The sequence below is a fragment of the Bacillus andreraoultii genome, from assembly GCF_001244735.1.
Classification (GTDB): Bacteria; Bacillota; Bacilli; order Bacillales; family Caldibacillaceae; genus Caldifermentibacillus; species Caldifermentibacillus andreraoultii.
The window spans coordinates 179,196-206,118 of record NZ_LN868936.1; the positions used below are offsets into that span (position 1 = coordinate 179,196).

At 36.0% G+C, this 26,923-nt stretch carries 25 protein-coding genes and 1 pseudogene; 8 read left to right on the forward strand and 18 right to left on the reverse strand.

Translation table 11 applies throughout. The features are described from left to right. Nucleotides 1-36: 36 nt before the first annotated feature. The 9 genes and pseudogenes from BN2144_RS03965 to BN2144_RS19035 all read right to left on the reverse strand — a co-directional run bounded on the left by BN2144_RS03965 (nucleotide 37) and on the right by BN2144_RS19035 (nucleotide 9,779). Entirely contained in the window at nucleotides 37-585 is a 549-nt protein-coding gene (locus BN2144_RS03965) for a helix-turn-helix domain-containing protein (RefSeq protein ID WP_033827030.1), read from the reverse strand. A gap of 791 nt (nucleotides 586-1,376) precedes the next feature. Beyond that, on the reverse strand, nucleotides 1,377-2,327 hold the full coding sequence (locus tag BN2144_RS03970; RefSeq protein WP_407638006.1) for a methyl-accepting chemotaxis protein: 951 nt from the start codon (nucleotides 2,325-2,327) through the stop codon (nucleotides 1,377-1,379). Continuing rightward, nucleotides 2,319-2,687 (reverse strand): annotated as a pseudogene (locus tag BN2144_RS20855) (HAMP domain-containing protein); the annotation flags it as partial. The gene BN2144_RS03970 and the pseudogene BN2144_RS20855, both read right to left, overlap by 9 nt. 1,554 nt (nucleotides 2,688-4,241) lie before the next feature. After that, the gene (locus BN2144_RS03975) at nucleotides 4,242-4,967 is read right to left on the reverse strand and encodes a DsbA family oxidoreductase (RefSeq protein WP_033827031.1); all 726 of its coding nucleotides are present in this window, start codon (nucleotides 4,965-4,967) and stop codon (nucleotides 4,242-4,244) included. Between the two features lie 296 nt (nucleotides 4,968-5,263). Further along, the gene (locus tag BN2144_RS03980; RefSeq protein WP_033827032.1) at nucleotides 5,264-6,694 is read right to left on the reverse strand and encodes a sensor histidine kinase; all 1,431 of its coding nucleotides are present in this window, start codon (nucleotides 6,692-6,694) and stop codon (nucleotides 5,264-5,266) included. After that, the gene (locus BN2144_RS03985) at nucleotides 6,691-7,386 is read right to left on the reverse strand and encodes a response regulator transcription factor (RefSeq protein ID WP_033827033.1); all 696 of its coding nucleotides are present in this window, start codon (nucleotides 7,384-7,386) and stop codon (nucleotides 6,691-6,693) included. Before BN2144_RS03985 ends, BN2144_RS03980 begins: the two co-directional genes overlap by 4 nt. A 510-nt stretch (nucleotides 7,387-7,896) precedes the next feature. Further along, entirely contained in the window at nucleotides 7,897-8,730 is an 834-nt protein-coding gene (locus BN2144_RS03990) for an undecaprenyl-diphosphate phosphatase (protein WP_033827034.1), read from the reverse strand. 104 nt (nucleotides 8,731-8,834) lie between these two features. Continuing rightward, the gene (locus BN2144_RS03995; protein WP_033827035.1) at nucleotides 8,835-9,446 is read right to left on the reverse strand and encodes a DedA family protein; all 612 of its coding nucleotides are present in this window, start codon (nucleotides 9,444-9,446) and stop codon (nucleotides 8,835-8,837) included. A 180-nt stretch (nucleotides 9,447-9,626) separates the two neighbouring features. Further along, on the reverse strand, nucleotides 9,627-9,779 hold the full coding sequence (locus BN2144_RS19035) for a YpzG family protein (protein ID WP_075047793.1): 153 nt from the start codon (nucleotides 9,777-9,779) through the stop codon (nucleotides 9,627-9,629). Nucleotides 9,780-10,264: 485 nt separating this feature from the next. On the opposite strand from BN2144_RS19035, the gene qoxA reads away from it, so the two are divergent. The 6 genes from qoxA to BN2144_RS04025 all read left to right on the forward strand — a co-directional run bounded on the left by qoxA (nucleotide 10,265) and on the right by BN2144_RS04025 (nucleotide 15,481). Beyond that, nucleotides 10,265-11,227: a cytochrome aa3 quinol oxidase subunit II gene (gene qoxA, locus BN2144_RS04000; RefSeq protein WP_033827132.1), complete on the forward strand. Its 963-nt coding sequence runs from the start codon at nucleotides 10,265-10,267 to the stop codon at nucleotides 11,225-11,227. Continuing rightward, nucleotides 11,217-13,187 (forward strand): cytochrome aa3 quinol oxidase subunit I, encoded by a 1,971-nt coding sequence (qoxB, locus tag BN2144_RS04005; protein WP_033827036.1) that lies wholly within the window; start codon nucleotides 11,217-11,219, stop codon nucleotides 13,185-13,187. The genes qoxA and qoxB overlap by 11 nt, the downstream gene beginning before the upstream one ends. After that, a complete protein-coding gene (gene qoxC, locus BN2144_RS04010) occupies nucleotides 13,172-13,777 on the forward strand; it encodes a cytochrome aa3 quinol oxidase subunit III (protein WP_230199705.1) in 606 nt (201 codons plus the stop codon). Before qoxB ends, qoxC begins: the two co-directional genes overlap by 16 nt. Then, a complete protein-coding gene (gene qoxD / locus BN2144_RS04015; RefSeq protein WP_033827037.1) occupies nucleotides 13,778-14,083 on the forward strand; it encodes a cytochrome aa3 quinol oxidase subunit IV in 306 nt (101 codons plus the stop codon). It abuts the gene before it with no gap. Between the two features lie 328 nt (nucleotides 14,084-14,411). After that, nucleotides 14,412-14,795, forward strand: a complete 384-nt coding sequence (locus BN2144_RS04020) for a CidA/LrgA family protein (RefSeq protein WP_033827038.1) — start codon at nucleotides 14,412-14,414, stop codon at nucleotides 14,793-14,795. After that, nucleotides 14,792-15,481 carry an LrgB family protein gene (locus tag BN2144_RS04025; RefSeq protein WP_033827039.1) on the forward strand — a complete coding sequence of 230 codons (690 nt, stop codon included), beginning with the start codon at nucleotides 14,792-14,794 and terminating at the stop codon, nucleotides 15,479-15,481. Before BN2144_RS04020 ends, BN2144_RS04025 begins: the two co-directional genes overlap by 4 nt. A gap of 223 nt (nucleotides 15,482-15,704) precedes the next feature. Here the strand turns inward: BN2144_RS04025 and trhO are convergent, their stop codons facing one another. From trhO to BN2144_RS04040, 3 genes are all read right to left on the reverse strand, one after another. Further along, nucleotides 15,705-16,676: an oxygen-dependent tRNA uridine(34) hydroxylase TrhO gene (gene trhO, locus BN2144_RS04030; protein ID WP_033827040.1), complete on the reverse strand. Its 972-nt coding sequence runs from the start codon at nucleotides 16,674-16,676 to the stop codon at nucleotides 15,705-15,707. Between the two features lie 218 nt (nucleotides 16,677-16,894). Then, nucleotides 16,895-18,250 carry a sodium-dependent transporter gene (locus tag BN2144_RS04035; RefSeq protein ID WP_033827041.1) on the reverse strand — a complete coding sequence of 452 codons (1,356 nt, stop codon included), beginning with the start codon at nucleotides 18,248-18,250 and terminating at the stop codon, nucleotides 16,895-16,897. A gap of 155 nt (nucleotides 18,251-18,405) precedes the next feature. Then, on the reverse strand, nucleotides 18,406-18,612 hold the full coding sequence (locus BN2144_RS04040; RefSeq protein WP_033827042.1) for a hypothetical protein: 207 nt from the start codon (nucleotides 18,610-18,612) through the stop codon (nucleotides 18,406-18,408). 260 nt (nucleotides 18,613-18,872) lie between these two features. Between BN2144_RS04040 and safA the strand changes: the two genes are divergently transcribed. Next, nucleotides 18,873-19,475, forward strand: coding sequence for a SafA/ExsA family spore coat assembly protein (safA, locus tag BN2144_RS04045; RefSeq protein ID WP_033827043.1), 603 nt, complete (start codon nucleotides 18,873-18,875; stop codon nucleotides 19,473-19,475). A gap of 49 nt (nucleotides 19,476-19,524) precedes the next feature. Here safA and BN2144_RS04050 read toward each other — a convergent pair whose 3' ends face one another. From BN2144_RS04050 to BN2144_RS04080, 6 genes are all read right to left on the reverse strand, one after another. After that, nucleotides 19,525-20,985, reverse strand: coding sequence for a nicotinate phosphoribosyltransferase (locus BN2144_RS04050; RefSeq protein ID WP_407638000.1), 1,461 nt, complete (start codon nucleotides 20,983-20,985; stop codon nucleotides 19,525-19,527). Between the two features lie 468 nt (nucleotides 20,986-21,453). Next, complete coding sequence (fni, locus tag BN2144_RS04060) at nucleotides 21,454-22,488, reverse strand: type 2 isopentenyl-diphosphate Delta-isomerase (protein WP_033827046.1); 1,035 nt, start codon at nucleotides 22,486-22,488, stop codon at nucleotides 21,454-21,456. 39 nt (nucleotides 22,489-22,527) lie between these two features. Beyond that, nucleotides 22,528-23,634, reverse strand: coding sequence for a phosphomevalonate kinase (locus BN2144_RS04065; protein WP_033827047.1), 1,107 nt, complete (start codon nucleotides 23,632-23,634; stop codon nucleotides 22,528-22,530). Continuing rightward, a complete protein-coding gene (gene mvaD / locus BN2144_RS04070) occupies nucleotides 23,627-24,649 on the reverse strand; it encodes a diphosphomevalonate decarboxylase (protein ID WP_042337576.1) in 1,023 nt (340 codons plus the stop codon). Before mvaD ends, BN2144_RS04065 begins: the two co-directional genes overlap by 8 nt. After that, nucleotides 24,633-25,625, reverse strand: coding sequence for a mevalonate kinase (mvk, locus tag BN2144_RS04075; RefSeq protein WP_033827048.1), 993 nt, complete (start codon nucleotides 25,623-25,625; stop codon nucleotides 24,633-24,635). Before mvk ends, mvaD begins: the two co-directional genes overlap by 17 nt. 28 nt (nucleotides 25,626-25,653) lie before the next feature. Beyond that, a complete protein-coding gene (locus BN2144_RS04080; protein WP_139017847.1) occupies nucleotides 25,654-25,989 on the reverse strand; it encodes a hypothetical protein in 336 nt (111 codons plus the stop codon). 377 nt (nucleotides 25,990-26,366) lie between these two features. Here BN2144_RS04080 and BN2144_RS04085 point away from each other — a divergent pair, with 377 nt between their 5' ends. Next, nucleotides 26,367-26,750, forward strand: a complete 384-nt coding sequence (locus tag BN2144_RS04085; RefSeq protein WP_094763108.1) for a DUF2500 domain-containing protein — start codon at nucleotides 26,367-26,369, stop codon at nucleotides 26,748-26,750. Nucleotides 26,751-26,923 lie beyond the last annotated feature (173 nt).

Genomic DNA, 26,923 nt, shown 5'->3' on the forward strand with positions numbered 1-26,923 from the left:
ACAATTTTTGGGAAAACGGCCTTTTAAAACGATCCATTATAAGTACGAATCTGTTGCTACAAGTAAAATTTCTGATCTACCATCATAATCATTATAAATTTGATGCTCATTGGAAGCGTGAAAATAAACGGCTTCCCCTTCTTTAGCAACATACATAGTCTTCCCTAATCTAACAACAATTTTTCCTTTTAATACATAAATAAAGGTTTCAGATAAAGACGGTTCGAACTCTTTAAACTTACCATCAGGCTCGAGTGTAAGAATGATTGGCTCCATATCGTTTTCATTGGACTCAGGAACTAACCATTGCACCTTATAGCCGTAATCTTCGTCAACGTACTCAGTTTGGTCTTCTTCCCCATAAACAACCTTTTGGTCATTATCTTTATCATCAAAAAACTCTTTCGGTGAACACCCAAGTACTTCTAGAATAGAAAAAAACGTCTCGATGGATGGAGAACTAAGATCTCGTTCGATTTGAGAAATATATCCTTTACTTAAATCTGTTCGTTCACCTAATTCTTCTTGCGTTAAACCTTTTTTTAGCCTTAAATTTTTTATTTTCTTACCAATTCCACGGTTCATCCGCATTCCCTCATTTTTATGATGTTTATCAAAAGTAAACTATTAGTAAATAAAGTTTTATATATGTAAACTTAATGTTTACTATTTAATCACAATTCCTTATTATACATGATTTTTCTTCAGTTGCAATAGATTTCTCTTAAGTTTTGATGAATTTTTTGTTGGGGACTGTGTCGTATTTGCTGATATTCGGGATATTATTAATAGGCAACCATTCAAGTGACCGTTTCATCTTTATTTCTTTTAATTGGGGATCTACAGATGCTATGAATGACCGATTAACTTGTCTTTCTACTGAATTGGGCGTCTATAGCTCTTCTAGATGAACTTTTCACCCGTTTTTCCGTTCATAGGGCGCTCTTGATGACCGTTTGAGAAGATTTTCACCAGAAATGGGCGTCTAAAACCATTCTAGATAACCTTTTTATGCAATTTTTACCTGAATTTGGCGTCTAGAACCGCTCTTGATGACCGTTTCAGGTGTTTTATCCTGAAATGGGCGTCTATAGCTCTTCTAGTTGATTTTCTCACTTGGTTTCTTTCAAAATTTAGGGCTTGAGCCTTGGCGAAACGGAAACCGTCATTTTCAGCTTAGCGTATAGGAATGAGAAATATAAAAATTTATCCTTTCCTACAAGAAAAATATGAAGAGCGCTTATCATTTCAGTGGTCATCATTCTATTCAAAGGCTGTGGATGTAACAAAATATTCTATTGTACAAAAAAATGGCCGCTCAACTTATCTTTTTACTAGTTAAGGGCCATTCTTTTAACCAACTCTATTTATCTCATTCAAACTTTAAAATTTTTAATAACATCTTTTAACGTATCTACTTCTTTCTCTAATTCCTGAGCATCTGTGTAAATTGTTTTTATATTATTTGTTGATTGTTGAATACTTGCGGACGTTTCTTCTATTCCTGCTGCGGATTCTTGTGTAATTGAGACAATTGACTCAAGAGAATTCGTTATTGGTTGTGAGTTGTCAATAATTTGATATAAAGAATCAGCCATGGATTCGATTTGGACAACAACATCATCTATTGTTTGGAACATCTTTTTAAATGTATCACCAGTAATTTCCATTTGTCCCGTACCATCGTCGACTAATTGGTAACCCGTTTCTAATGAATCAAGCACATGATTTGATTCGTCTTGAATGTCTTTTAAAATATTATTAATATTACTAATCGATGCATTTACTTGTTCGGCTAGTTTTCGCACTTCATCTGCAACTACCGCAAAACCTCTACCATGTTCCCCAGCACGAGCCGCTTCGATTGATGCATTTAATGCTAATAGATTCGTTTGATCTGCAATTTCTTTAATGACAACAATGAGCTGGTTAATATTTTTTATTTTCATATTTAAACCTTTAACCATCTCCAAGGATTGGTGGAATTTCTCATTAATCTCGCCCATCTTCTGAGTTGATACTTCTAAATTTTCGCTACCTTGATTCGTAATACTGACCATATTTTCCGAAGTCTTCTTTGCATCTTGAGACTTATAAACAGCGTCAGCAATCGTTTCCATAAATCCTTGCATTTTTTCAAATAAATCATTTGCTGATGAGGCTTGTGTTTCTGACCCCATTGACAGTTGTTCCATCGTTGTTGCGATTTGTTCACTGCTTTCTTGTATTTCATTCGCGCTATTAGCTAATACTTTGCTTTTATCAGAAACCCGATTAGAAATATAATTCATGTGGGTAATCATCGTATTTAAGTTACCCTTCATCATGTTTATTGCTTGTCCTAATTGTCCAATTTCATCATTGGATGTCAATTTTAAGTCGGCCACTTGTAAATTTCCACTAGCAATTTCGCCTGCTACAGTTACGACATTTTGAAGACTTTTTTCAATTCCTCTGCTAATAAGATACACGAGTATCGCACCAACAAATGCCGCTGCAATAATAGAAATAATTAATATGTTAAATAAACCCATTAACTGAGCTTGAATTTTCACATCAGGTATATTGGCACGAATATCCCAAAGGTTCACACCAACAATTAATGCTGCAATTAAAAACATTAGTATCGTTCCCACAATCGCGATACGGTACTTTAGACGAAATTTTAGATTGTTGTAAAACTTCATTGAATCCTCCTCCAATTTCCATAATTGTCCTGTAACTTGAGTACATTTTCTTTTTATCTAGAAAATTAGCATGAGACTTATGTCAAAAGTTATAGTTCTTATTTCTTATTTTAAGCAATTTCTCGAAAGCAAACAATAGATATTCACATTGTTTTATTACAAAATGAAAAATTTGGTAAGACTCTCATCTAGAAGAGTTATTGACGAGACGACCCAATTGCTTTGAAGTTCGGTTAAACGGTCTTCTACGAGAACGATAGATGCCCAATTTGATAAAAAGTTCAGTTCTATGGACCACTTTTCGCGTTCGACACGCCTTTTTGGGTTCATTGACCTGTTCTATGAGCCAATTTTTGTGCTCGTCACCCCTTTTTGGGTTCATAGACCCGTTCTATATGCCAGTTTTCATGTGTTTCAGTCAAATTCGGGTTCATAGAAAGGTTCTATGAGCCGTTTTTCATGTGTTTCAGTCAAAATCGGGTTCATAGAGAGGTTCTATGAGCCACTTTTCATGTCGTTCGGTAAAATTTGGGGTCATAGACGCGTTCTATGAGCCACTTTTCATGTGTTTCAGTCAAATTCGGGTTCATAGAAAGGTTCTATGAGCCACTTTTCATGTCGTTCGGTCAAATTTGGGGTCATAGACGCGTTCTATGAGCCACTTTTCATGTGTTTCAGTCAAAATCGGGTTCATAGAAAGGTTCTATGAGCCACTTTTCATGTCGTTCGGTCAAATTTGGGTTCATAGACGCGTTCTATAAGCCGTTTTTCATGTGATTCGGTCAAATTCGGGTTCATAGAAAGGTTCTATGAGCCACTTTTCATGTCGTTCGGTAAAATTTGGGTTCATAGAGAGGTTCTATGAGCCACTTTTCATGTCGTTCGGTCAAATTTGGGTTCATAGACGCGTTCTATGAGCCGTTTTTCATGTGTTTCAGTCAAAATCGGGTTCATAGACGCGTTCTATGAGCCACTTTTCATGTGTTTCGGTCAAAATCGGGTTCATAGAAAGGTTCTATGAGCCGTTTTTCATGTGTTTCAGTCAAAATCGGGTTCATAGACGCGTTCTATGAGCCGTTTTTCATGTGTTTCAGTCAAATTCGGGTTCATAGAGAGGTTCTATGAGCCACTTTTCATGTCGTTCGGTCAAATTTGGGGTCATAGACGCGTTCTATGAGCCGTTTTTCATGTGATTCGGTCAAATTTGGGTTCATAGACGCGTTCTATGGGCCTCTTTTTTCGTTACCAACGCTATTTCGGGCTCATTGATGCAATGTATGAGCCATTTTTCACATTGGGAACAAAGTTTTCAGTTACATAGACTCCCTCTTGTCTCGTTTCCGACTACCTTGTGATAACCTGAGCAATCAATTCAAATTTCAACTTTAATTTCAACTCATATAATCATCAGCATTTGTCCAAACACTCCTAATTTAAAAAGGGGATAACCCCAAAAATATGATAATCAAAGTTGATATATCAATGTTTTAAAATATGAAAAGGGACATCCAAAAGTCAAAAATACACTCTTTCTGGACAGCCCCTTTCAAATTTTTAATTATTATCTTTTTCTGGAATGGCACAACCATCTGCTGTACAGTTTGCCACTTCATCTGTTCCAAATGATTGTAGTTGGGTTGTACCATGTTCTTCTTCCCAAACTTTTTGCAAGGCACTTACAAATACTTCCAAAGGTTGGGCACCTGAAATGGCATATTTACGATTAATGACGAAAAACGGTACTCCTTGTACACCTAATAATTGAGCTTCCGTCTCATCATTACGAACTTCATTTGTAAATTGATTACTTTCCAGCACTTTTTGAACGTCAGATTGTTCGAAGCCAACTTCTCCTGCAATTTGGACTAATGTATCCACTTCATCAATGCGTTCACCATTCTCAAAATGAGCTTTCAATAATCTTTCTGTCATTTCCATTAATTTTCCTTGCTTTTCTGCATATTTAGCAAGTCGGTGGGCTCGAAATGTGTTTGTTGGTGTCATCTGACTGAAATCATAGTTTAACCCAACGGAAGCTGCCTGGTTAATAATGCTTTCGTTTGATTGTCTGGCTTGTTCTAAAGATATTCCGTATTTTCTTGCAATCGCTTCGTCTATTGTCACTGAATAGTCCGTCTCGACATTCGGATCTAATTCAAAGCTCTTAAAAATAACTTCTACTTGGTCACGATGAGGGAACTGTTCTAATGCCATTTCCAAACGACGTTTACCTATATAACAGAACGGACATACAAAATCCGACCATACTTCAATTTTCACCTATATCACACCTCGTTTAATTGTTTTAAAATTTTTCCTAAAGGATATTCCAGTTAAAGAAAACTTAAGGTGATAGAGCCTTCAGGAAACAAAAGAGACTAGAGTTCGCCGGAAAAGCTTTTTTTCAGCTTTGATGGCATGCTGTTTACGCCTTCCTTGAGCACTTATACGCAAAAGGAAAGTAGAAATGGGAGAATGTAAACTTTCCAATTAGATCAAAAAAACTCACCTATCTTTTATTTCGATAGTTAACATATTTTAGCACATAATGAGCGTTACCCAAAATGATTTGCAATTTACCGTTTACGATCGTGCCCCTTCATTGGCATTGGTAACCAAATCGTAAATTTTGTCCCTTTTCCCTTTTCACTTTCAACATGTATGTTCCCATTATGGAGGAGAACGAGTTGTTTCACAATTGATAATCCTAGTCCAAATTCACCAAACGGATTACTTCTTCTCGACAAATCCGCTTTATAAAAGCGACGCCAAATTTTTTCCACATCATTCGGGTCAATGCCAATTCCGGTATCTGTAATTTCAATAACCGTAGCATCCTTTTCCTTTTTCCCGATTAATTTTATCACCCCAGCTTCTGTAAACTGAATACTGTTCTTCGTAATATTTAATAAAATTTGAACGAGACGATCATAGTCAGCATAGACAGTCGAATTTTCCTCCGTATCAATAATGATTTCATCTCTTTGCTTATTCGCTAAAATCGTCAGTTGATCCTTAACAATTTCAAAGACATCCATTAATTCAATAACTTCTTTATTAAGTTTCACTTGGTTTGAACGGATTTTCTCGTAATCTAAGTTTTCATTTACAAGCCGAATTAATCTTTTCGTCTCCTTACTTACTAACTCCAAGCCTTTTTCCTTCTCACTTTCAGGAATCATATCATTTTGCAAACCTTCAATAATTCCACTAATCGTTGTAAGTGGCGTACGCATTTCATGAGAAACATCCGCCATAAATTGCCGTCTTCGGTTTTCAAGACTCTCTATCTCTTCCATTGAAATTTTAAGTTTTTCCACCATTTTATTAAAATCCCCTGCTAATTCGCCAATTTCATCAAAATCAGAATCCCGAACTGTAATATCATAATTTCCATTTGCTACCGCTGACGTTGCTTTTTGTAATTGTTTAATACGGTGGACATGTATTTTTGATAAAAACCAACTAATAATATAGGAAATACCTAGTGTAATACAAACGGTTATGATGAGATATCGATTGAATTCTTTAATCATTTCTCTTGTTCCACTAACAGGAGCAGTTAATAAAATTCCCCCTACTAAAATATCCCCTTTTTTAAAAGGAATAATGACAAGTGAAACAGCTTGATCAAAGCGATTAAAGTCAACATTTACAACAACTTTATCCCCATTTAAAATTTTGGCCCATTCTTTATTCGTAAATTGAATCTTTAAATTTCGATTTTCAATCGGATATTGAATCTGTCCATCCGAGTCAAATAAAGTTAAATAAATCTTCCTCTCTTTTAACACTTCTTGATATTGATTCAATATAAATGTATTCGTTAAGAAACTGGAATCTAGTTCGTCTAATATTTCTTCACCAAAGTTGGACAATTCCTCTTCTTTATTTTTAAATACTAGAGATTCAACATATTGAGAAACTAATAAGCTTAGTATGAGGAACGCGATGGTAATGATACCAATATGACTTAACATTTGTTGATACATATATTTAAGTTTCATTTTTCAACCAACTCATCAAATTTATAACCTACACCCCAAACGGTATGAAAAAATGGTTGCTTCTCTTTTTCAAGCTTTTTCCGTAACCGTTTAATGTGAACATCAACCGTTCGTTCATCACCGTAAAATTGGTATCCCCAAACACGATCAAGAATTTGTTCTCGAGAGAATACTTGTCTTGGATGTTGAAGGAAAAATATTAATAAATCAAACTCCTTTGGTGTTAAGTTCTCAACTGGTACACCATCTAACCAAACTTCCCGTGTTTCTTTATTCACTTTAAAATGAGTCGTTTCAACAAGATCTGTTACTTCTTCTGTTTGAGTTGTGTACTGCGCTCTTCTCGTCACTGCCTTAATTCGTGCGATTAAAGCTAAAGGGCTAAACGGTTTTGTAACGTAATCGTCTGCTCCCATTTCAAGGCCAAGAACTTGATCTGATTCGGAATCCTTTGCTGTTAACATAATGATTGGGACATTGTTTTTTTCTTCACGTATTTTACGGCATATCGTTACCCCATCCATTCCTGGTAACATCCAGTCAATAATAAGTAAATCCCATTGTTCCGCTGTTGCTCGTTCAAAGCCTTCTATTCCATCATGAACAAAAGTCCCCTGTATTCCTTCTTTAATAAAAAACATATCAATCATTGTACAGACACTTTCATTATCTTCAATTACTAGAACTTTCATTATTAATCCACTCCACTATTTATCTTTTACCCTTACAATCAAAATAAATCTTGAACAAAAAAATAGCAACCTTTTTCGATTTAATGATTGCTTCATACTTTGTTCATAATTTTTTCATATTTACCCCCTATACTAAGAAACATCAAGGCTCTCCTTCCTTTTTAATATAGATCTAGAGGCTGCTTACTTGAACAAAACCGTTCAGAAAAGCAGCCTCTATTTCATTTTCTAAAAAATCCTCGCATTCCTCAAAACCATACTGCCTCTCTTAAATACAATTACATTTTTTGAAGGTTAAATAAAGAAAACTCAAGGTGCTAAAGCCTCCAGACAACCAAAGAAACTAGAGTTCGCCGAAATGAAAGAGAATTTTTCAGCTTTGATTGTAATACTGCTAGAGCCTTCCTTGTGCGCTTATGCGTATAGAGTAGTTGAAAATGGACGATTTCTATTTTCCAATTAGCCTAAAAAAACCAGTGAAGAAAATTCACTGGTTCAATGATATTCATATTAAATAAATAATAGTAACAGTACCGCTAATACGATTCGATAAATGGCAAATGGGACAAGCTTAATACGATCAATTAATTTTAAGAAAAAGCGAATGGATAGTAAAGCAAAAATGAATGCACTAATAAAACCAACGATGAAAAACGGTAAAGCACTTATCGTAATAAACTCCCAATTTTTCAGTAATGAGATGAAACTTGCTCCGGCCATAATAGGGATTGCCATAATAAATGTAAAATCTGATGCTGCACGGTGACTAAGTCCCATAATAACCCCACCAGAGATCGTTGCACCTGAACGTGAAAATCCAGGCCATAACGATAAACATTGAAATAACCCAATGAAAAATGCTTGTTTGTACGTAATTTGATCAACTGTTTCAACTGATGGTCGTTTACTACTAAATTGATCTGCAAAAATCATTAAGATGGCCCCTGCAATTAAAGCATATACGACATATTGATAGCCAAAAAGAACTTCATCGATAACATCTTCAAATAAAACACCCAAAATACCTGCAGGAATAATTCCTACAAGAATATGTGTTAATTTCAAATGAGCAGGAGGATTTTGTCCTACTTTATATGACTTCTTTCCAAGTCCTATTAAATCGAGTATTCGATCCTTCATAACAACGACAACAGCTAAAATTGAACCTAATTGAATAACTACTTTAAATGTATTGGCAACCGATTGATTTCCTAGAAACTCCTTTGATTGTAACCAAAGATCATCAACAATAATCATGTGTCCTGTTGAGGAAACCGGTGCAAACTCAGTTAACCCTTCTACCATTCCTAAAATGATTACCTTTAAAAACATAAGAAAGTCCATAGAAAAAATTCTCCTTCATATATAATATGTAGATTCTCGTCTTATTTATCTAACACTTCAAACAATCTAGCGTGAAAATAGCATCTCCACTGATTGATTTTTCTTTATCCTTGTTTTTTCGGACGGCGGAAAAAGTAAATGAGTACCGCCACAATGGCAATGCCGATAATCGCATAGGCAATATTGGAATAAATATCCATATAGTGGACAATTGTTTCCCACGATGCTCCTAATTTTGCTCCAAGCCCAACAAGAATTGCATTCCAAATGACTGTACCAATTGTTGTAAAGAACAAAAAGAGTGGAAAATTCATGTGAGCCATCCCTGCAGGAATTGAGATTAAACTACGAATGAGTGGAACCATCCGACAAAAGAAGACTGTCCAATAGCCATATTTTTGAAACCACCGATCTGCTCTTTGCACATCTTCTTTTTTCACACGTAATATATAGCCCCAGCGGTCAACAATCCGCTCCAATTTTTCAACATCAAGCCAACGACCAATTCCATATAAAATAACGGCGCCAAGCACAGACCCGACTGTTGCAGCAAAGATAACTCCTAACACCGTCATCTTTGTATGTGTCGTCATAAAACCACCAAAGGTAAGAATCACTTCTGATGGAATAGGTGGGAACACATTTTCTAAGCAAATCATTATAAAAACGCCAAAGTACCCAAACTGTTCCATTAAACCGGTAATCCAATTTTCCATTTTTAACCACCTCTACTAGACATGTCCATATCAATAGTTTATTTTTATATTTCACTAGTATGAATGATAGTGATAAATTCAAATTTCCATAAACACTTTTCTAATGATACCATCAAATATATGACGGGAAAAGGGAATGAAAGAAAAAAGGGTAGGAAATTCTCCTACCCTTCTTCTTTCCTACCAACGATGAGCCTTCGCATTACTTCGCAAGATAATATTATTTTGAGACATTTCTGTATGACCATTTACTTGCGATTTTGCACGTTTCGGTCTTGTCCAATTATGGCGAAATAATTTTGTCGTACGGTCAGCATCATGATAAACCGGCATTATATCACCTCTTGGCAGGATTTGATATTCCAGTGAATATCATTATTAGTATGGCTTGGAATCGAATGATTTATGAGTCGTATTTCTATAAATAATAGAAGGGAAGTGTTTCTTTTGTTTTCCAATAAATATTTTTGTAAAATAATTATAACCAATTGTCAATGGAAATCGCCCCCAATTTATGCTAGTTATGTTGTTTATAGTAATTACAAAAATATCCTTAACCAATTTGTAACAATTAAGGGTTCCATTCACTAAAAAATGGTTTACAATATAAGTGTAGTGTTAACTATATTGTAATAACTTTCTTACTAATTATTTACGTTAGAAAACCTTTACATGCAAGATTATTGACGGATTTGTGAATCAATTAACACTTTTGTCTGAATTGTGAACAAATTTAAACAAATGTGTGAACAAATCTATCAATTTATGTTTAATTTATGAATAATAATTTTATAGAAAGGGAGAGTCATATGAGAAAGATGAAAAGCCTATTTTTATCGGCACTTTCACTGATGCTCGTTTTCTTTTTGAGCGGCTGTGAAATGGCTGAATTGGTTGTCTTTAATCCAAAGGGACCTCAAGCTGAAACGATTAAGGATCTTATTAATTGGTCTCTTGTATGGATTGGACTAATCATGGCAGTAGTTATTGCAATGTTTATATACATTGTCTGGAAATATCGCGCTCGTCCAGATAATGCAGATTATGAACCACCACAACAAAAAGGTAACCATTTAATTGAAATTATTTGGACTGCCATTCCATTCATTATTGTTATTATCTTAATGGTTCCAACTGTAAAAACTTTATATAATTTAGAAGAAGTTCCAGCAGGTTATGAGGATCAAAAACCATTAGTGATTCACGCTACATCTGCTGACTGGAAATGGATTTTTAGCTACCCAGAACAAAATATCGAAACAATTAACTATGTAAACATTCCAGTTAATCGTCCAGTTGAATTTAAATTAACATCAGCAGGAACTATGCAATCTTTCTGGATTCCAGCCTTAAGTGGTCAAAAGTACACGATGGCAAAAATGGAAACAGAACTTTATATTGTTGCAGAGCATGAAGGTTCTTACTTTGGTCGAAATTCCAACTTTAATGGTAAAGGTTTTAAAGAAATGGAATTTGAAGTACTTGCCCAATCACAAAAAGATTTTGATAAATGGGTAAAAGAAGTACAAGAAAAAGCACCAAAATTGACAGAAGATGAATACGCGAAGAAACTCGAACCTTCACACTTAGGTAGAGAAACATACTCAAATACTCATTTAGAATGGGTAGACCATGCCGATCACAATGCAAAAGAATATTTAAACCCTGAATTATACCGTGTTCATGGTTATCCAGGAAAAACATTTACGGATAAAAATAAAAATGTAGACAACGATACAGAAAATAGTGACCATCATGGAGGTGACCATAGTGGACATTAAATGGGATAAAATATTGATCACAGGTGATCCACTAATTTTAGGTTCACAAATTGCAATCGTACTAACAATGGTTGGTATTGTTGTTGGCCTAACTTATTTTAAAAAATGGAAATATTTATGGGATGAATGGTTCACTTCAGTTGACCATAAGAGAATTGGGATTATGTACATCATCATGGGGGTATTAATGTTCTTCCGTGGCGGTGTCGACGGCTTAATGATGAAAGCTCAAACAGCTGTTCCAGAAAATACATTTTTAGATGCACAGCACTATAATGAAGTATTTACAACTCATGGCGTTATTATGATTCTTTTCATGGCAATGCCTATGTTAATCGGGATTATGAACGTTGTTATGCCACTTCAAATCGGCGCACGTGACGTTGCTTTCCCACAACTTAACTTATTAAGCTTCTGGTTAACTTTTGCAGGGGCAATGCTATTTAATATTTCTTTCGTTGTCGGAGGATCTCCTGATGCAGGATGGACATCATACTTCCCTCTTGCAGGTAAAGAGTTTACACCGGGTATCGGGAACAACTTCTATATGGTGGCCATTCAAATCGCTGGTTTTGGTACGTTAATGACAGGTATTAACTTTATTGCCACGATTTTAAGAATGCGTGCACCAGGAATGAAGTTAATGAAAATGCCAATGTTCACTTGGACGACATTAATTACTTCTTTAATCATTGTTATTGCGTTCCCTATTTTTACCATTGCATTATTAATGGGAACAATGGATCGTATATTCGGATCACACTTCTTTACCGTTTCAAGTGGCGGATTAGATATGCTTTGGGCAAACCTATTCTGGTTATGGGGTCACCCAGAAGTGTATATCGTTATTCTACCAGCATTCGGTATTTATTCAGAAGTTGTAGCAACATTCTCGAAAAAACGTCTATACGGCTATACATCAATGGTTATGGCAATCGTTGTTATTTCAGCACTAAGTATGCTTGTTTGGGTTCACCACTTCTATACAATGGGTGTCGGACCAGCAGTTAACTCCGTATTCTCAATTACAACGATGGCAATCGCTGTTCCAACAGGGATTAAAATCTTTAACTGGTTGTTTACAATGCGGAAAGGTCGAATTGAATTTACAGCACCAATGATGTGGGCACTTGCCTTTATTCCAACCTTCTTAATTGGTGGGGTAACAGGGGTTATGCTTGGAATGGCTTCAGCAGACTTCCAATATCATAATACATTGTTCTTAGTTGCTCACTTCCATTACACATTGATTCCTGGTGTTGTCTATGCAGTATTCGCAGCACTTTACTATTGGTGGCCAAAAGTATTTGGCTTTAAATTAAACGAACGTATTGGTAAATGGCATTTCTGGTTATTTAATATTGGATTTAACTTAACATTCTTCCCAATGTTCTTCCTTGGACTACAAGGAGCAGCAAGACGGATGTACACATACTCTGCAGATTCTGGTTTCTGGCCATTATATGCATTGTCAGCAGTAGGTGCGCTTATTTTAGCAGCTGGTTTCGCCGCACTTTGCTACAACATCTACTGGAGTATTCGTTACGAAAAGAGAACAACTGCAAACGACCCATGGGGCACAGCAAGAACTTTAGAATGGGCTACTGCAACACCTGTACCACATTACAACTTTGCAGTAACACCAGAAGTTAAAGAACTAGATGCTTACTGGGAAATGAAGCAAAACAAAGAAGATTTAACACTCGATCCGAAACAATTAAAACCAATTCATATGCCAAGTAATTCAGGACAGCCTGTATACATGGGAGCGGCATTCTTAGCATTTGGATTCTTCCTTGTGTTCGAATGGATTCCATTAGCTGTAATAGGAGCTATTCTCGTGTTCGCAGGAATGATTAAACGCTCATTTGAATACGATGATGGTTATTATGTACCGGTTGAGGAAATCATCGAGAAAGAGCGTACATGGAGAGGTGATTCGAAATGGAAAGCAAAATGATTAATCACTCTGTACCTACGGAATATCAATCGGAACAAGGAAAGTTAAATATACTTGGTTTCTGGATTTTTATCGCAGCTGAAATTATTTTGTTTGCAACATTATTTGCCGTCTATGGGGTTCTTCATCAAAGAACCGCGGGCGGCCCTACTGGTAAAGAAATATTTGTTATGAAAGATGTCGTCATTCAGACAATGCTTCTTTTAACTAGTAGCTTTACAGCTGGTCTCGTTATTCATCAAATGCGACGGGGTAACGTAAAAGGGTTAATTACTTGGTTAATCATTACGTTATTGTTTGGTGGCGGCTTCCTATACATGGAAATTAATGAGTTCATCCATTATGTATCTGTTGGAGCTGGAATTCAAACAAGTGCATTTACATCTAGCTTATTAACAACATTAGGTACGCACGGTGCTCACGTAACGCTAGGGATTGTATGGGCTATATTGGTTATTATTCAATTGCTCCAAAGAGGGATTACACCAGCTACTGCAACAAAGGTTCATATTTGGGGAGTATATTGGCATTTCCTTGATGTTGTTTGGATTTTCATCTTTACATTTATTTATGTAGGGGGGTCAATTTAAATGAACGGTAAAGTAGAAAAAGGTTTCCCCTATGGTCATGTTGTTGGGTTTCTTTTATCAATCGCATTAACAATCGCTACACTGTTAGTTGCCTTTCAAACTTCACTAGCAAAAGGTACGATTATGTTAATCATAGCAATTTTTGCAGTTGCCCAAGCAGGATTGCAACTATTCATGTTCATGCATATGACTGAAGGAGAAGACCGTGACTCTAAAGTTGTTCATACAGTCTATGCGATATTCATGGCAGTTGTTATTGTCATCGGATCTATTTGGGTCATGACAGCAGGACACTCCATTCACTAATCTTTACTTTTAAAGCTTCCACTTTTATGTGGAGGCTTTTTATTTGCTCTCTCATTTCTACTTTCCTTTACGCATAAGCACATAAGGAAGGTGTAAGCAACATTCCATCAAAGCCGAAAAACTCTCTTTCCGTTCAGCGAACTTTGTCTCTCATTTCGCCAACGCTTGTGGACACTTGAGTTTTCTTTATATAAAATTATAATCTATGGCTTTTTCTTATGACCTTATGTATGTTCATTATCATACTTTTTCATTGAGTTTCATTGATACAGGGTGTAAAATAAAGTAACTGTTATTTAACAGATAATCATTTATGGAGGCTGGTAAGATGATAAAGTTTATAAAAATAGGCTTGCAAACTTGTTTCATTACAGCCTTTTACTTCTTTGGTCAATTTATTCAAGTAAAACTACACTTAACCATTCCGGGAAGTATTATTGGCTTATTATTATTATTTATCCTCTTATCTAGTAAACTTCTTCCGGAAAAATATATTGATACAGGAGCAAACTTTCTTTTATCACTCATGATGTTATTCCTCGTCCCTGCAACGGTCGGAGTCATGAATTATTTTCAAATCTTTCAAGGGAAAGGTTTACTTCTTGTTTTTAGTTTAATCATCAGTAGCTGTCTTGTTTTTATCGGGTCTGGTTTTATTTGTGAAAAATGGGGGAAATCACCTGTTGGAGAAAAGGAGAAAAATACGGCATGAGTAATTTTATGACTGGTGTAAGTATGATTTTGCTAACAGTAGGTATTTTCTTTGTAGCAAAAAAGCTATATATAAAATTTAAAAACCCCTTATTAAATCCTACTTTAATAACTACGATTATCGTAATTATCCTGTTACTCTTTTTAAATACTTCCTATGATACTTATATGATTGGTGGTAAATGGATTCATGAGTTATTAGGGCCGACTGTTGTAGCGTTAGCTCTTCCTTTATATAAGTATAAGAGTCTATTAGCAAAATACTTCCAACCTATAATGTTTAGTATTCTGCTTGCTATCATCATAAATATTTTATCTGTTTATATCTTTTTAAGTATACTTGGTTATCCGAAAGAAATGATCTTAACTGCTTTCTCAAAATCAATTACAACGGCTGTTGCGATCCAAATTTCAAGTCAAGTTGGTGGTATTTCTTCACTAACAGCCGTATATGTTATGATTGCCGGATTTACTGGTGCTATACTTGGACCATTTTTAATTAAATTGTGTAAATTTGAAAATGATATTGCTCGTGGAATGGCTTTTGGGAATGCATCTCATGCAATCGGTACGACTAAAGCATTTGAATACAACTTAGAAACTGGCTCAGTCAGCTCTGCAGGTATGATTTTATCAGCCATTTTTAGTTCTTTCCTAATACCATTTTTTGTTTGGATTCTGTTCTAACACCTCGTTTATTTGAAAATTAGACTGATCAGCATAAGGCGAACGTTTCCCATAGGATAAGGAATGATCGAGTTAGCGAAACATCGCTCGAAGTGAAATGTGATTGGTATTATCTTGGAGTCGCCCCAAAGATTTTGCGATCATCAATATTTTTCAAAGGAAAACAGCCTAAATGAAAAGGACTTATCTCCACATTGAAAGAGATAAGCCCTTCATTCTAAATTTATAAAGCTGCTTCTTTCTTACTATCGAGCTGTTCACCAATAGCAGCCAATCTTTCTTTAATTTGTTCCTCTGTCAAACCATGTTCTTTTACATATAAGTTTCTTGGGTGAACGCGACACTCATGTGTACATCCACGTAAGTACTTATGTTCATTTTCTTCTGAGCAAAGGATTTGTTTATTACATTCTGGATTTGCACAGTTTACATAGCGCTCACAAGGCTTTCCATCGAAATAGTCTTTTCCAACAACAACATGTTCAACTTGGTTTACTGGAACACTAATCCGTTCATCAAATACATATAATTTTCCATCCCATAGTTGACCTTTCACTTCCGGGTCTTTTCCGTAAGTTACAACCCCACCGTGAAGTTGGTATACATCTTCAAAACCTTCTCGTTTTAACCAACCGGAAAATTTCTCACAGCGAATTCCACCTGTACAATAGGTTAGAATTGTCTTTCCTTTAAATTTATCTTTATTTTGACGGAACCATTCAGGTGTATCACGGAATGTTTTTACATCTGGACGAACAGCTCCACGAATATGCCCTAAATCATACTCATAGTCATTTCTTACATCAATCACAATGGTATTATGATCTTGCATTTTTTTGAAAAATTCTTTTGGTGGAAGATAATTCCCTGTTAACTCATTCGGATTGATATCTTCTTCAAGACTTAAATTGACTATTTCTTTACGGAAGCGAACGTGCATTTTTTTAAACGCATGTCCTTCTGCTTCATCAATTTTAAAAATCATATCGCTAAATCTAGGGTCTTGTTTCATGGCTTCCATATATTTATCCGTTTGTTCAACCGTTCCGGAAACTGTGCCATTGATTCCTTCATAACTAATATGAATCCGACCTTTTAAACCTAAATCTCTACAAAATTGAAGATGTTCCTCAGTAAATGTTTCTGGGTCTTCTATTGTTACATATTTATAATAAAGCAATACTCGATAATCCATTTTGTATTACGCTCCTTACTAAGTAAATCATTCCTGTTTACTATTTTAACACAGTTTGTATGTTGTTTATAACTATTTCGTTTGAAAATGCTTGGAAAAATATGTTTTGGGAGAAATTCCTCTTTAAAGCAATCTCTCCTATCTTTACTAACGTTAAAAGAACCACAAAATATGATGTGGTCCTTCATTAAAACGACTAAGAGCTTGCCTTTCATGTCTCAAAAGATTGTGTCCCATATACCGAGTAGATCAAATAAGACGAGTATAATAGCAATCGGTGCTACGTAACGTACAAGGACATACCACCCTTGAAAAAGCGCCTTTGGAATCGGTCCCTCAGATTGCAACTCTTCATAGATCATAGACTTTTTCATCTTCGCAGGAACAAAAATTGAAATCAGTAGCGCTCCTATTGGCATTAAAATATTACTAACTAAATAGTCGGCTACATCAAAGATAATTTTATCAAATAGCTGGAAATCTGCCCATATACCATAAGATAGTGCTGAAGGTATTCCGAAAATAAAGATAGCAAGTCCAATGATCCAAGACCATTTCTTTCGGAGTTTCTGATTCCCCTTTGCAATGACGCCCACAATAATTTCTAACATTGAAAAAGCCGAAGTTAAGGCTGCAAATAAAAATAAAATTAGAAACAATAAGAAGAAGAACATCCCGAATGTCATTTGATTAAAAACATTTGGTAAAACTTGAAATAATAATACTGGACCAGAATCAGGTTTTAAACCAAATGAAAAAACTGCTGGGAAAATAGCTAATCCTGCTAATATAACGATAAAAATATTCATACAGACAATCGATAAAGCTGATTTTGACAAATTCGTCGTCTTAGGTACATAAGAACTATAAGCAACCATGACCGATACCCCAACACTTAATGTGAAAAACGATTGACCTAATGCGGCTAAAATCCCTTCCGAAGTTACTTTTGAAAAATCTGGATAAAATAAAAACTTAATTCCTAGGCTCGCATTTGGTAATGTTAACGAACGAATAATTAATAAAGTGAACAAAATAAACAATAAGGGCATCATAATTTTACTTGCCTTTTCAATCCCATTTTGTACACCTTTTCCAACTACAATGATTGTGATGAGCATGAATAGGAAATGGACACTTATACTAATCAAAGGATTGGAAATGGTTTGTCCAAATATATCCGCATATTCAGCAGCATTCAACCCATTTAACCTGCCTAACGCTGTATTTATGATATAAATAATTATCCAACCACCAACAACGCTATAGAAAGATAACAAAATAAAACAAGTAATCACCCCTAAATAACCGATATAGTACCATTTTGTATTCGGTGCAATTACTTTATACGCTTGAATCGCATTTTGTTGTGTACTTCTTCCAATCACAAATTCGGCTAATAATAATGGGAAACCTATAACGAGTGTAAAAAACAAAAATATTAAGAAGAAAATTCCTCCACCACTAACTCCTGCAACATACGGGAACTTCCAAATTGCTCCTAATCCAATTGCTGATCCCGCAGCAGAAAGAATAAATCCAAGTTTTGTTGACCACTGTTCCGATTGATTCACTATAACTTATATTCCCTTCTAAAGATATATTTTAAAATATCAAATTTATCATAACATAATTTTTCTATCCTCTCCCAAAAAAATCCAAAAAAAATCACTATTAAATAGGTATCAGTTACCTAATATAGTGATTATTACTTAGAGTGGCCAACTTATCAAATTCGTATGAGCTTTGGTTTCTTCTTCCCCTCATTCTTCATTCGTTCTGCTTTCTGTACCATATAAAACATAAGAAAGTTAACTGCTACTGCAAGAAGTAACCAAGAAACAAGTAAGACATGACCGACAAGAATTGATCCGACAACACTAATAGAACAGAGAAGACCTACAAGAAAATAAAAACCCATTAAAAATTTACCCATTAAACACGCCTCCTGTTCAAATATTAACCACAATTTGAATAAGTAGTTCAAAAATAAGACAATAATTGTTCACAAATTGTTCATATTTTATTATATGTTACTTAGAGTGAAAATGAAAGGGCTTCCACCAAAGTATCTATATAAATATTTTGACAATTTGCAACATTATTTTTCCCCTCCCTTTTCCTTCCTTTTATTTTAAAAACTTCCTTATTATAAAAAATTATTTAAGGGTACAGTAATTTCAGGAGGTGAATAGCATGAAAAGGTTGATAGTTGCGGTATTTACACTGTTTTTACTTTTCCCTACCAGCGCTTTCGGTCAAACTACATACACAGTTAAATCAGGGGATAGTATGTGGAAAATTGCTATGCGATTTCAAGTAGGAATTAGTGAACTTATTAAGGCAAACCCACAAATTAAAAACCCGTCAATGATCTATCCAAACCAAAAATTAACAATCCCTGCGATTTCAGAGAAAAACTTTGAAGCTCAAGTTGTAAAATTAGTGAACCAAGAGCGGGCAAAAGCTGGTTTGAAACCAATGACTCATAATTGGGAGCTATCCCGTGTAGCTAGGTACAAAAGTATGGATATGAGAGATCGCGGTTACTTCTCCCATACTTCGCCAACGTATGGTAGCCCATTTACAATGATGAATAACTTTGGCATTCGCTCTTCAGCTGCGGGGGAAAATATTGCTGAGGGGCAAAGTACGCCACAAGCAGTTGTTACTTCATGGATGAACAGCCCAGGTCACAGGGCAAATATTTTAAGTACAAACTATACACAAATTGGTGTAGGCTATGCTGCTGGTGGATCAGGTAGACATTATTGGACACAAATGTTTATTAGACCATAAGGAAAAGACCAGCTTCTCAATGAAAGGAGCTGGCCTTTATATAAAAAAATTAGTATTCTAACTTTGCAACCTTTTGTCGAACTTTATCGATGTTTGCCATTTTATTATCCCAACATGCTTGACTTAAATCAACTGGATAAAGTGTCGGATTAAGAATTCGTTTATATTCGTCCCATAAAAGATTAAGATTTTGATTAACGTATTCTTTAATTTCTTTTATCGTTGGAAGTTCATAAGTCAATTCCCCATTTACAAATATATCTTTATGTAAATCAACTGCGTCAAAGTTTGTTACATACTTACTTATAAATGTATGAACGGGGTGGAACATTTTCAACGGTTCCTCTTCAAGTGGGTTTTCCCAATCGAGTGTAATGTAGTCCCCTTCTGATTTTCCACTATGTTTATTAATAATCCGATAAACCCGTTTTAGTCCCGGAGTCGTTACTTTTTCAGGATTTCCACTAATTTTTATTGTATCAACTAGCTGTCCATTCTCTTCAATCGCAACAAGTTTATACACCGCTCCTAAAGCCGGTTGATCATAAGCAGTAATTAGTTTTGTTCCAATTCCCCAACTATCGATTTTCGCCCCTTGAGCTTTTAGATTAATAATTGTATGCTCATCTAAATCATTTGAAGCAAAAATCTTCGCATTCGAAAATCCTTCATCGTCAAGCATTTTTCTTGCCTCTTTTGATAAATAAGCAAGGTCACCACTATCAATACGAATGCCGATAAAGTTAATTTTATCACCGAATTCTTTTGCTACCTTTATTGCATTGGGTACACCAGATTTTAATGTATCGTATGTATCAACAAGAAAAACACAATTTTTATGAGTGCTTGCATATTTTGAAAATGCTACATATTCATCATGATATACTTGAACCATTGAATGAGCTAAAGTTCCCGAGACAGGTATACCGAATAACTTCCCTGCACGAACATTTGAGGTAGAATCACAACCACCGATAACTGCTGCACGTGCTCCCCAAACTGCCGCTTCCATTTCTTGTGCCCGTCTTGAACCGAATTCAGCCATCGGTTCATCACCAATAACTTGTTTAATTCGTGATGCTTTTGTCGCTATCAATGTTTGGTAATTCACAATATTTAGTAAGGCCGTTTCAATTAATTGTGCCTCAGCTAAAGGTGCCTCTACTCGTATAAGTGGCTCATTCGCAAAAACAATTTCACCTTCGACAACTGAGCGCACCGTTCCTGTAAAACGAATACTTTTTAAGTACGTAAGAAATTCCTCTTCATATCCAATTTCACGTAAATAGGCAAGATCACTGTCAGTAAAATGAAAGTCACTTAAATATTGGATGATTTTTTCTAATCCAGCAAAAACAGCGTATCCATGTCTAAAAGGCATTTTACGAAAGAAAACTTCAAAAACAGCCTTCTTATTATGTACTCCATCCTTCCAATAAGATTGAACCATATTTAACTCGTAAAAATCCGTGTGCAATGCTAATGAATCATCGGTGTATTTTTTACTCACCATATTAACCTCCAATTTTCCTGTCTGTTCACTTCTTCTCAAAAAAATTGACAATTTCTTTAATAAGTATATTATACCATCATTCATTATTATCTCTACAAATTAAAAAATCATGATAATAAAGCGGAACTTCTTTGAGGGGGTTCGGAGGGGGGCGATAGCAAAAGGGGGATTTTTAGCTGTAAATGAGAGGCTTCGACTGTAAGTGGAGGGATTCGAGAGGAATTGGGTAATATTCTTCGACAGTACAAGGGGAACTTCGACAGTATTTGGGCTTGCTTCGACAGTAAATGCTGGGAGCTCCGCGAAATTACAGACACCCGGATTTTCCGAAGTTGAGGGGCTTTTTCCGAAGTTTGAGAGTTATTTCCGAAGTCTAGCACTTTTTTCCGAAGTTTGAGGGTTCCCAAAGTCGACCTCCTTTCTCAGAAATCCTCCTCTTTCCCAACAAAAAAAGCCTTGAAATCTTCAAGACTTTTCAATATATACTCGATTCGTTTTCTTTAATTCTTCTAGCGTTTTGACACCAATTCCGAACATGGCCATCTTTAGTTCAAGTTCCCGTGTCTCCATTACTTCCATAACGGCTTCTGGAGTTTCTGTCGCTTCTTTTAAAATCGAACGGGCAAACCCAACATGATTTGCTCCAATCGCAATTGCTTTAGCTGCATCAACACCAGTCCGCATGCCACCACTTGCAATAATCGTTTGATTGGGTAATTGAGCTCTAACCGAACGAACACATTCGACCGTTGGATTTCCCCAGTCACTAAATGCTTCAGCAGCGATTCTTTTTGCTTTTTCTTTAGAGCGAAACTTTTCGACTTGACTCCAGGATGTACCGCCCGCTCCAGCAACATCGATAAAAGAAATACCGACATTTGTTAATCGTGCAGCTACCTCTCCATCAACTCCCCAGCCAACTTCTTTTACACCGACCGGAACATCTAATTTTGAACATAGCTGCTCAATTTTACGTAACAAATCTTTAAAATTCGTATTTCCATCATCTTGTACAATTTCTTGAATACTATTTAAGTGCAGAACTAGCACATCAGCATCTGTAATTTCAATGATTTGTTTGCATTCTTCTACACCAAAACCATAGTTCAATTGGACTGCACCTAAATTTGCTACAATCGGGATATTGGGTGCATACTTTCTTAATTGAAAAGAGGCGTGATGCTCAGAACTTTCAATTAAAGCCCGAGTGGAACCTAGCGCGAGAACCCAACCACGTTCTTCAGCTGCAATGGCTAAATTCCGATTAATATTTTCCGCCATGAGTGCCCCACCCGTCATAGAACTAATTAAAAAAGGCGTTTCAATTGGTCTTTCTAAAAATTTAGTCGCCAATGATATTTCGCCAAAATCTACTTCAGGCAAAGCATTATGGATAAATCTTACATGTTCAAGACCAGTTGTTACATTTGTACCAGTTACTTTTTCATTTAATACAATATTAATATGTTCTGATTTTCTTTTATTAATTTCTTCAGGCAATCAAAACACCTTCTTTCAGGTGAAATAGTAAGTATAGATTTATTCTTCACTTGGAATTGCACCATAATTAGATAGTTGTAGTCCAAGCGGTTCGATATTGGCATCACGCCATTCTTTTAACATAAAATCAATATGCTGACGGTCCTTTACGAATGCAATTCCACAATCACCACCGCCAGCACCTGATGATTTTCCACTACCGTACTTATTCGCAATTTCAATGAATTTTTTTAAAGCGGGTGTTTCAATATCTACTTTTGCATAGGCACTTAACTTTTTTAATACTCGACGATTTTCAGCAAAACCCTCGATTGCTCCATCTATATCATCACGTTTAAAGCTGTCAAGAATTTGTAAGACTGCACGTCTACTACCTAACAAAAATTCTTCATATAAACTTGGTGCTTCTTCTTTTAACTTTTGAACATGACTAACCATTGGTGCTGTAGAAGCTGCCGTTTTCGTCCAGCCCACTGCAAAACTCAGCCTACTCGGTGCTGATATCCGTTTTATATAAAGGCTTGGCCAATCCATTTTCACTAACTCGTTCAAGCTTGTTCCACCTTCTAGTTCACCGATAAGCCAATCGGGTTGAAACATTTGATACGATAACCACCCACCATAAGTTGAAGCGGCAATATCTGCACATGAACCGTTTCCTTGGGTTTGATAATGGATGATTGCTGATAATTTATAAATCAATTCCTTCGATGGTCGTATCATCTTACACTGGTAGAAATTAAGCAATGCAGTGATAACCGTTACTACAATAGCCGCACTAGATCCTAATCCAAACTTTTTCCCCGTTTTATCATCTAATTCACTAGTAACCGTTAACCGAAACGGACGTGGTGAAATACCAACTTCATATAAAAACTGATAGAAAATAGATAAAGCATTTCTTACAAAAGGGAATTTCTTTTCGTTTTGACTAAAGAAGACTTCACCTTTTTTCACTTCGAAATGAATTTCATCATATCCTAGTTGAGGTAAACTTATCGTATGTTTGCTCGCTTCTTGAATCGTACCTGTCATATAACGGTTCACGGCAAGCACGATGGCTAGTTGATCTCGTTCTAAAACCGCATATTCACCAGCTACAAATAATTTACCAGGTACTTGAACATGTATGGTTGAACTATCCATCAAGATCGCCCCTATTATTTACATCCGCTATATGAACACCGTCTAAATACGTTACTCCCGGCCCTGGTTGACACGGATAAATATGCTGTACAGACGGAACTTCCTTTAGTTGAGCAGTAATTTTTTCCACGTCGGACGGTTGACAAAGTACCTTCACATTCGGTCCCGCATCAATCGTAAAATATGCTTCCAATCCTTTTGAACGTAAATTTTCCACTGCATCCATGACTTGTAGTGTCCCACTTTGCCAATAAAGAAATGGTGGATCCGCTCCAAGTGTCGTTGCGTGCATTTTTAACGCATTTTTTTCAGCAATTGTACCTAGCCTAGTAAAATCTCGTAATGTAAGTGCATGTTTCATCTCTACTAATTCTTTTTCTGCCGATTCCAACCAACCTTGATAAAATGGTGAAGTTTCTACCGTTCGTTTCATACCTTCACGACTGAGCACCTTTTTTTCACTTGCATTTACCATTACAGATAAAACCGCAATAGGAAATTCTTTTCCATCTAAAAGTGGAACAGCATACGAGTCAGAGCCATCATTTTTTTCGCCCATCTGCCACTCAACATATCCTCCATAAATAGAACGGCATGCTGAACCAGAACCAATCCGAGCAAATTGGGATAGTTCACGTGGAGTTAAGTTTAGTCCAATCGCCTTCGTACTAGCGGCCGAAAGCGCAGCATATCCGGATGCAGACGACGCAAAACCAGCTGCAGTGGGTACATGATTTTCCGAAAAGACAGAAGCGAAGAGCTCAACACCTGCGAATTCTCTAACTTTATTTAAATATGTAGAAACTTTCTTTGTTTCCTTTTCGGGCGCCAGTTCGCCATTTAGATAGAAGACATCTTCCGTTCGTTCTTTATCAAAATCGACCGTTGTTACGGTATAAAATCGATCAAGTGTGACAGATAAACTACTATTGGTCGGTAAAATAAGACGATCATTCCGTTTTCCCCAATATTTAATTAATGCAATATTCGTATGGGCTTTAGCTGTTGCTTTCAATATTTTCACCCCATTCATCAAACAGGTTTTCATTCGTCGCATCTACTTTGAAAAACCATGTCTTGTTCGCTCCTGCTTCTGTTAATGCTTTTGCTATAAATGATGCTTGTCCCTCTTCCTTAGCTAAAGCAATCATACATCCGCCACGGCCACCACCTGTTAATTTCGCACCGAGTGCCCCTGCCTTTTTTGCTATCTCTACTAAGTAATCGATATTTTTATCACTTACACCTAAATGTTGTAATTCGATTTGTGCGCCATTTAAAAATTTCCCAAGTTCTTCAAGGTTTCCTTGTTGAAGTGCATTTTTCGCTTTTTCCGTAAGTACACCTAAACGTTTAATCGCTCGCTCGGTATTCAATAGATCTGTCTCTCTCTTTTCAAGTATACTATTCACAGCGAGTCGTGTATTTCCGATTTCACCTGTATCACTAACAACAAGATAAAAGGAAGATTGAATGAATACTGACTTAGGCTGTTCACCTTTCCGAAACCAAATTGGACAATCATGGAAAACCGCTTCGATATCAATTCCACTAGGATTTCCATGTGCATATTTTTCAGCAACATTCCCAAGCGAAAGTAACTTATCTTTCGGTAATGGTTTTTGGAAAAAGCTAGCTAGTCCACGAACAATCGCTAGTGCAGTAGCAGCACTAGAACCTAACCCACGTCCAATTGGAATTTCCGATTGAAGGGAAATTTTCAGATCTTCTTCACTTTGATTTAACTCTTTCATTGTTTCTTTTACACAAAGTGCTAACCCCTTCATCCGATCGGGTATTTGATCAAGTGGACCTGTATATTGTTTACTTTCAACTAGAATCGGTCCATGATTTTCTTCCACAACACTTGTTGCTAAAACACGGGGGAAAGGGAGTGCAATTGCAGGCTCGCCGTAAACAACAGCATGTTCACCAATGAGAATCACTTTACTATGAGCCGTACCAATCCCTCTTTTTTCTAAGCTGTGCAATACAATTCCCCACTTTCTAAAAAAATCACTAACCGGCCAAAACCGATATTAGCCATGGTGCAGAATATAACACCATAAATTGTACACCAAAATTGACTCCCATGCGACTTAATGTGCCTGAAACAATTTCAATTAAAAAGACCCCTGCAATATTCATCCATCCAGCATTCATATAAGCAAGTAAAAGGACAAGGGAAACAAATCTAAAAAACGAAATAAATACATTTTTCCCGTCTTGAACAATCCTTAGATTCCAGTAGATGGTCCATAAGGAATAATAACGATAAGGGCAAGCCAGCGATTTGTCGAAAGTAGTGAAGAACGACCGCACCAGCAAATAAAATTGGGTTTGCATCATCTTCAATAACTTCCGCAAACGGAATAAGCGTACTTGCTAAAAGTAAACGAACTGGTACAGAGACAAGCGTTCCGATTCAGTAATCAGAAATCATCTTCTTTATACTCGTTTTCTGATTCTCCATCCCTTTTTCATACAAGTGTATGTTCCACCATTGGTAGCCTTTTGATTTTTAAGTCTACCATCTCAAGTTTCCTTCTAGCATTCTGTACGAATAGTTTCAGTATTTTCCTTCATTAGTATACAACTTAAAATCAATCATTTCTACCTTAATTGATAATCGTTATCATTTATCAAAGACACCTTTATTTTTTCCCTAGTGTGAAACTTTTCATCCTTCTACACGTATGACTAATAAACAAAAATAAGGGGAGATACACATAGTGGATTCATTCTTTTTTGGAGATATATTTTATCATTTCGACTCAGTTTTTATTGGACTCTGTTTTATCTTCGTCTTTAGTATGATTATCTTTACGATGATTAAAGGAATTAGCCAATGGAGAAAAAATGAAAACTCACCTCGGTTAAGTGTTCCTGCCGTCGTAAAAACAAAACGTTCAGACGTACATGGAAGTACAAGTATGAATAATGACGTCGCATCTCATTCATCCTATACAACATATTATGTTACATTTGAATTTGAGAGTGGAGATCGTTTGGAATTTACTGTTTCTGGAAAAGAGTACGGAAAGCTTGTAGAAGAGGATGACGGAATTCTTACTTTTCAAGGAACGAGATTTATCGGATTTGAAAGAAAACGATAAGTAATGATACCCACGACAAAGAGTCTGTTCAAAAAGGGATATCTAAAAAACTCAGGGACGCTAGAGCCTCCACCCGTAGTTCGTCGAAAAAGCTTTTTTGGGCTGCAATGCAATGCTACTAGAGCCTTCCTTATGCACTTATGCGTAGAGGAAAATTTTTACTTTCCCAATTG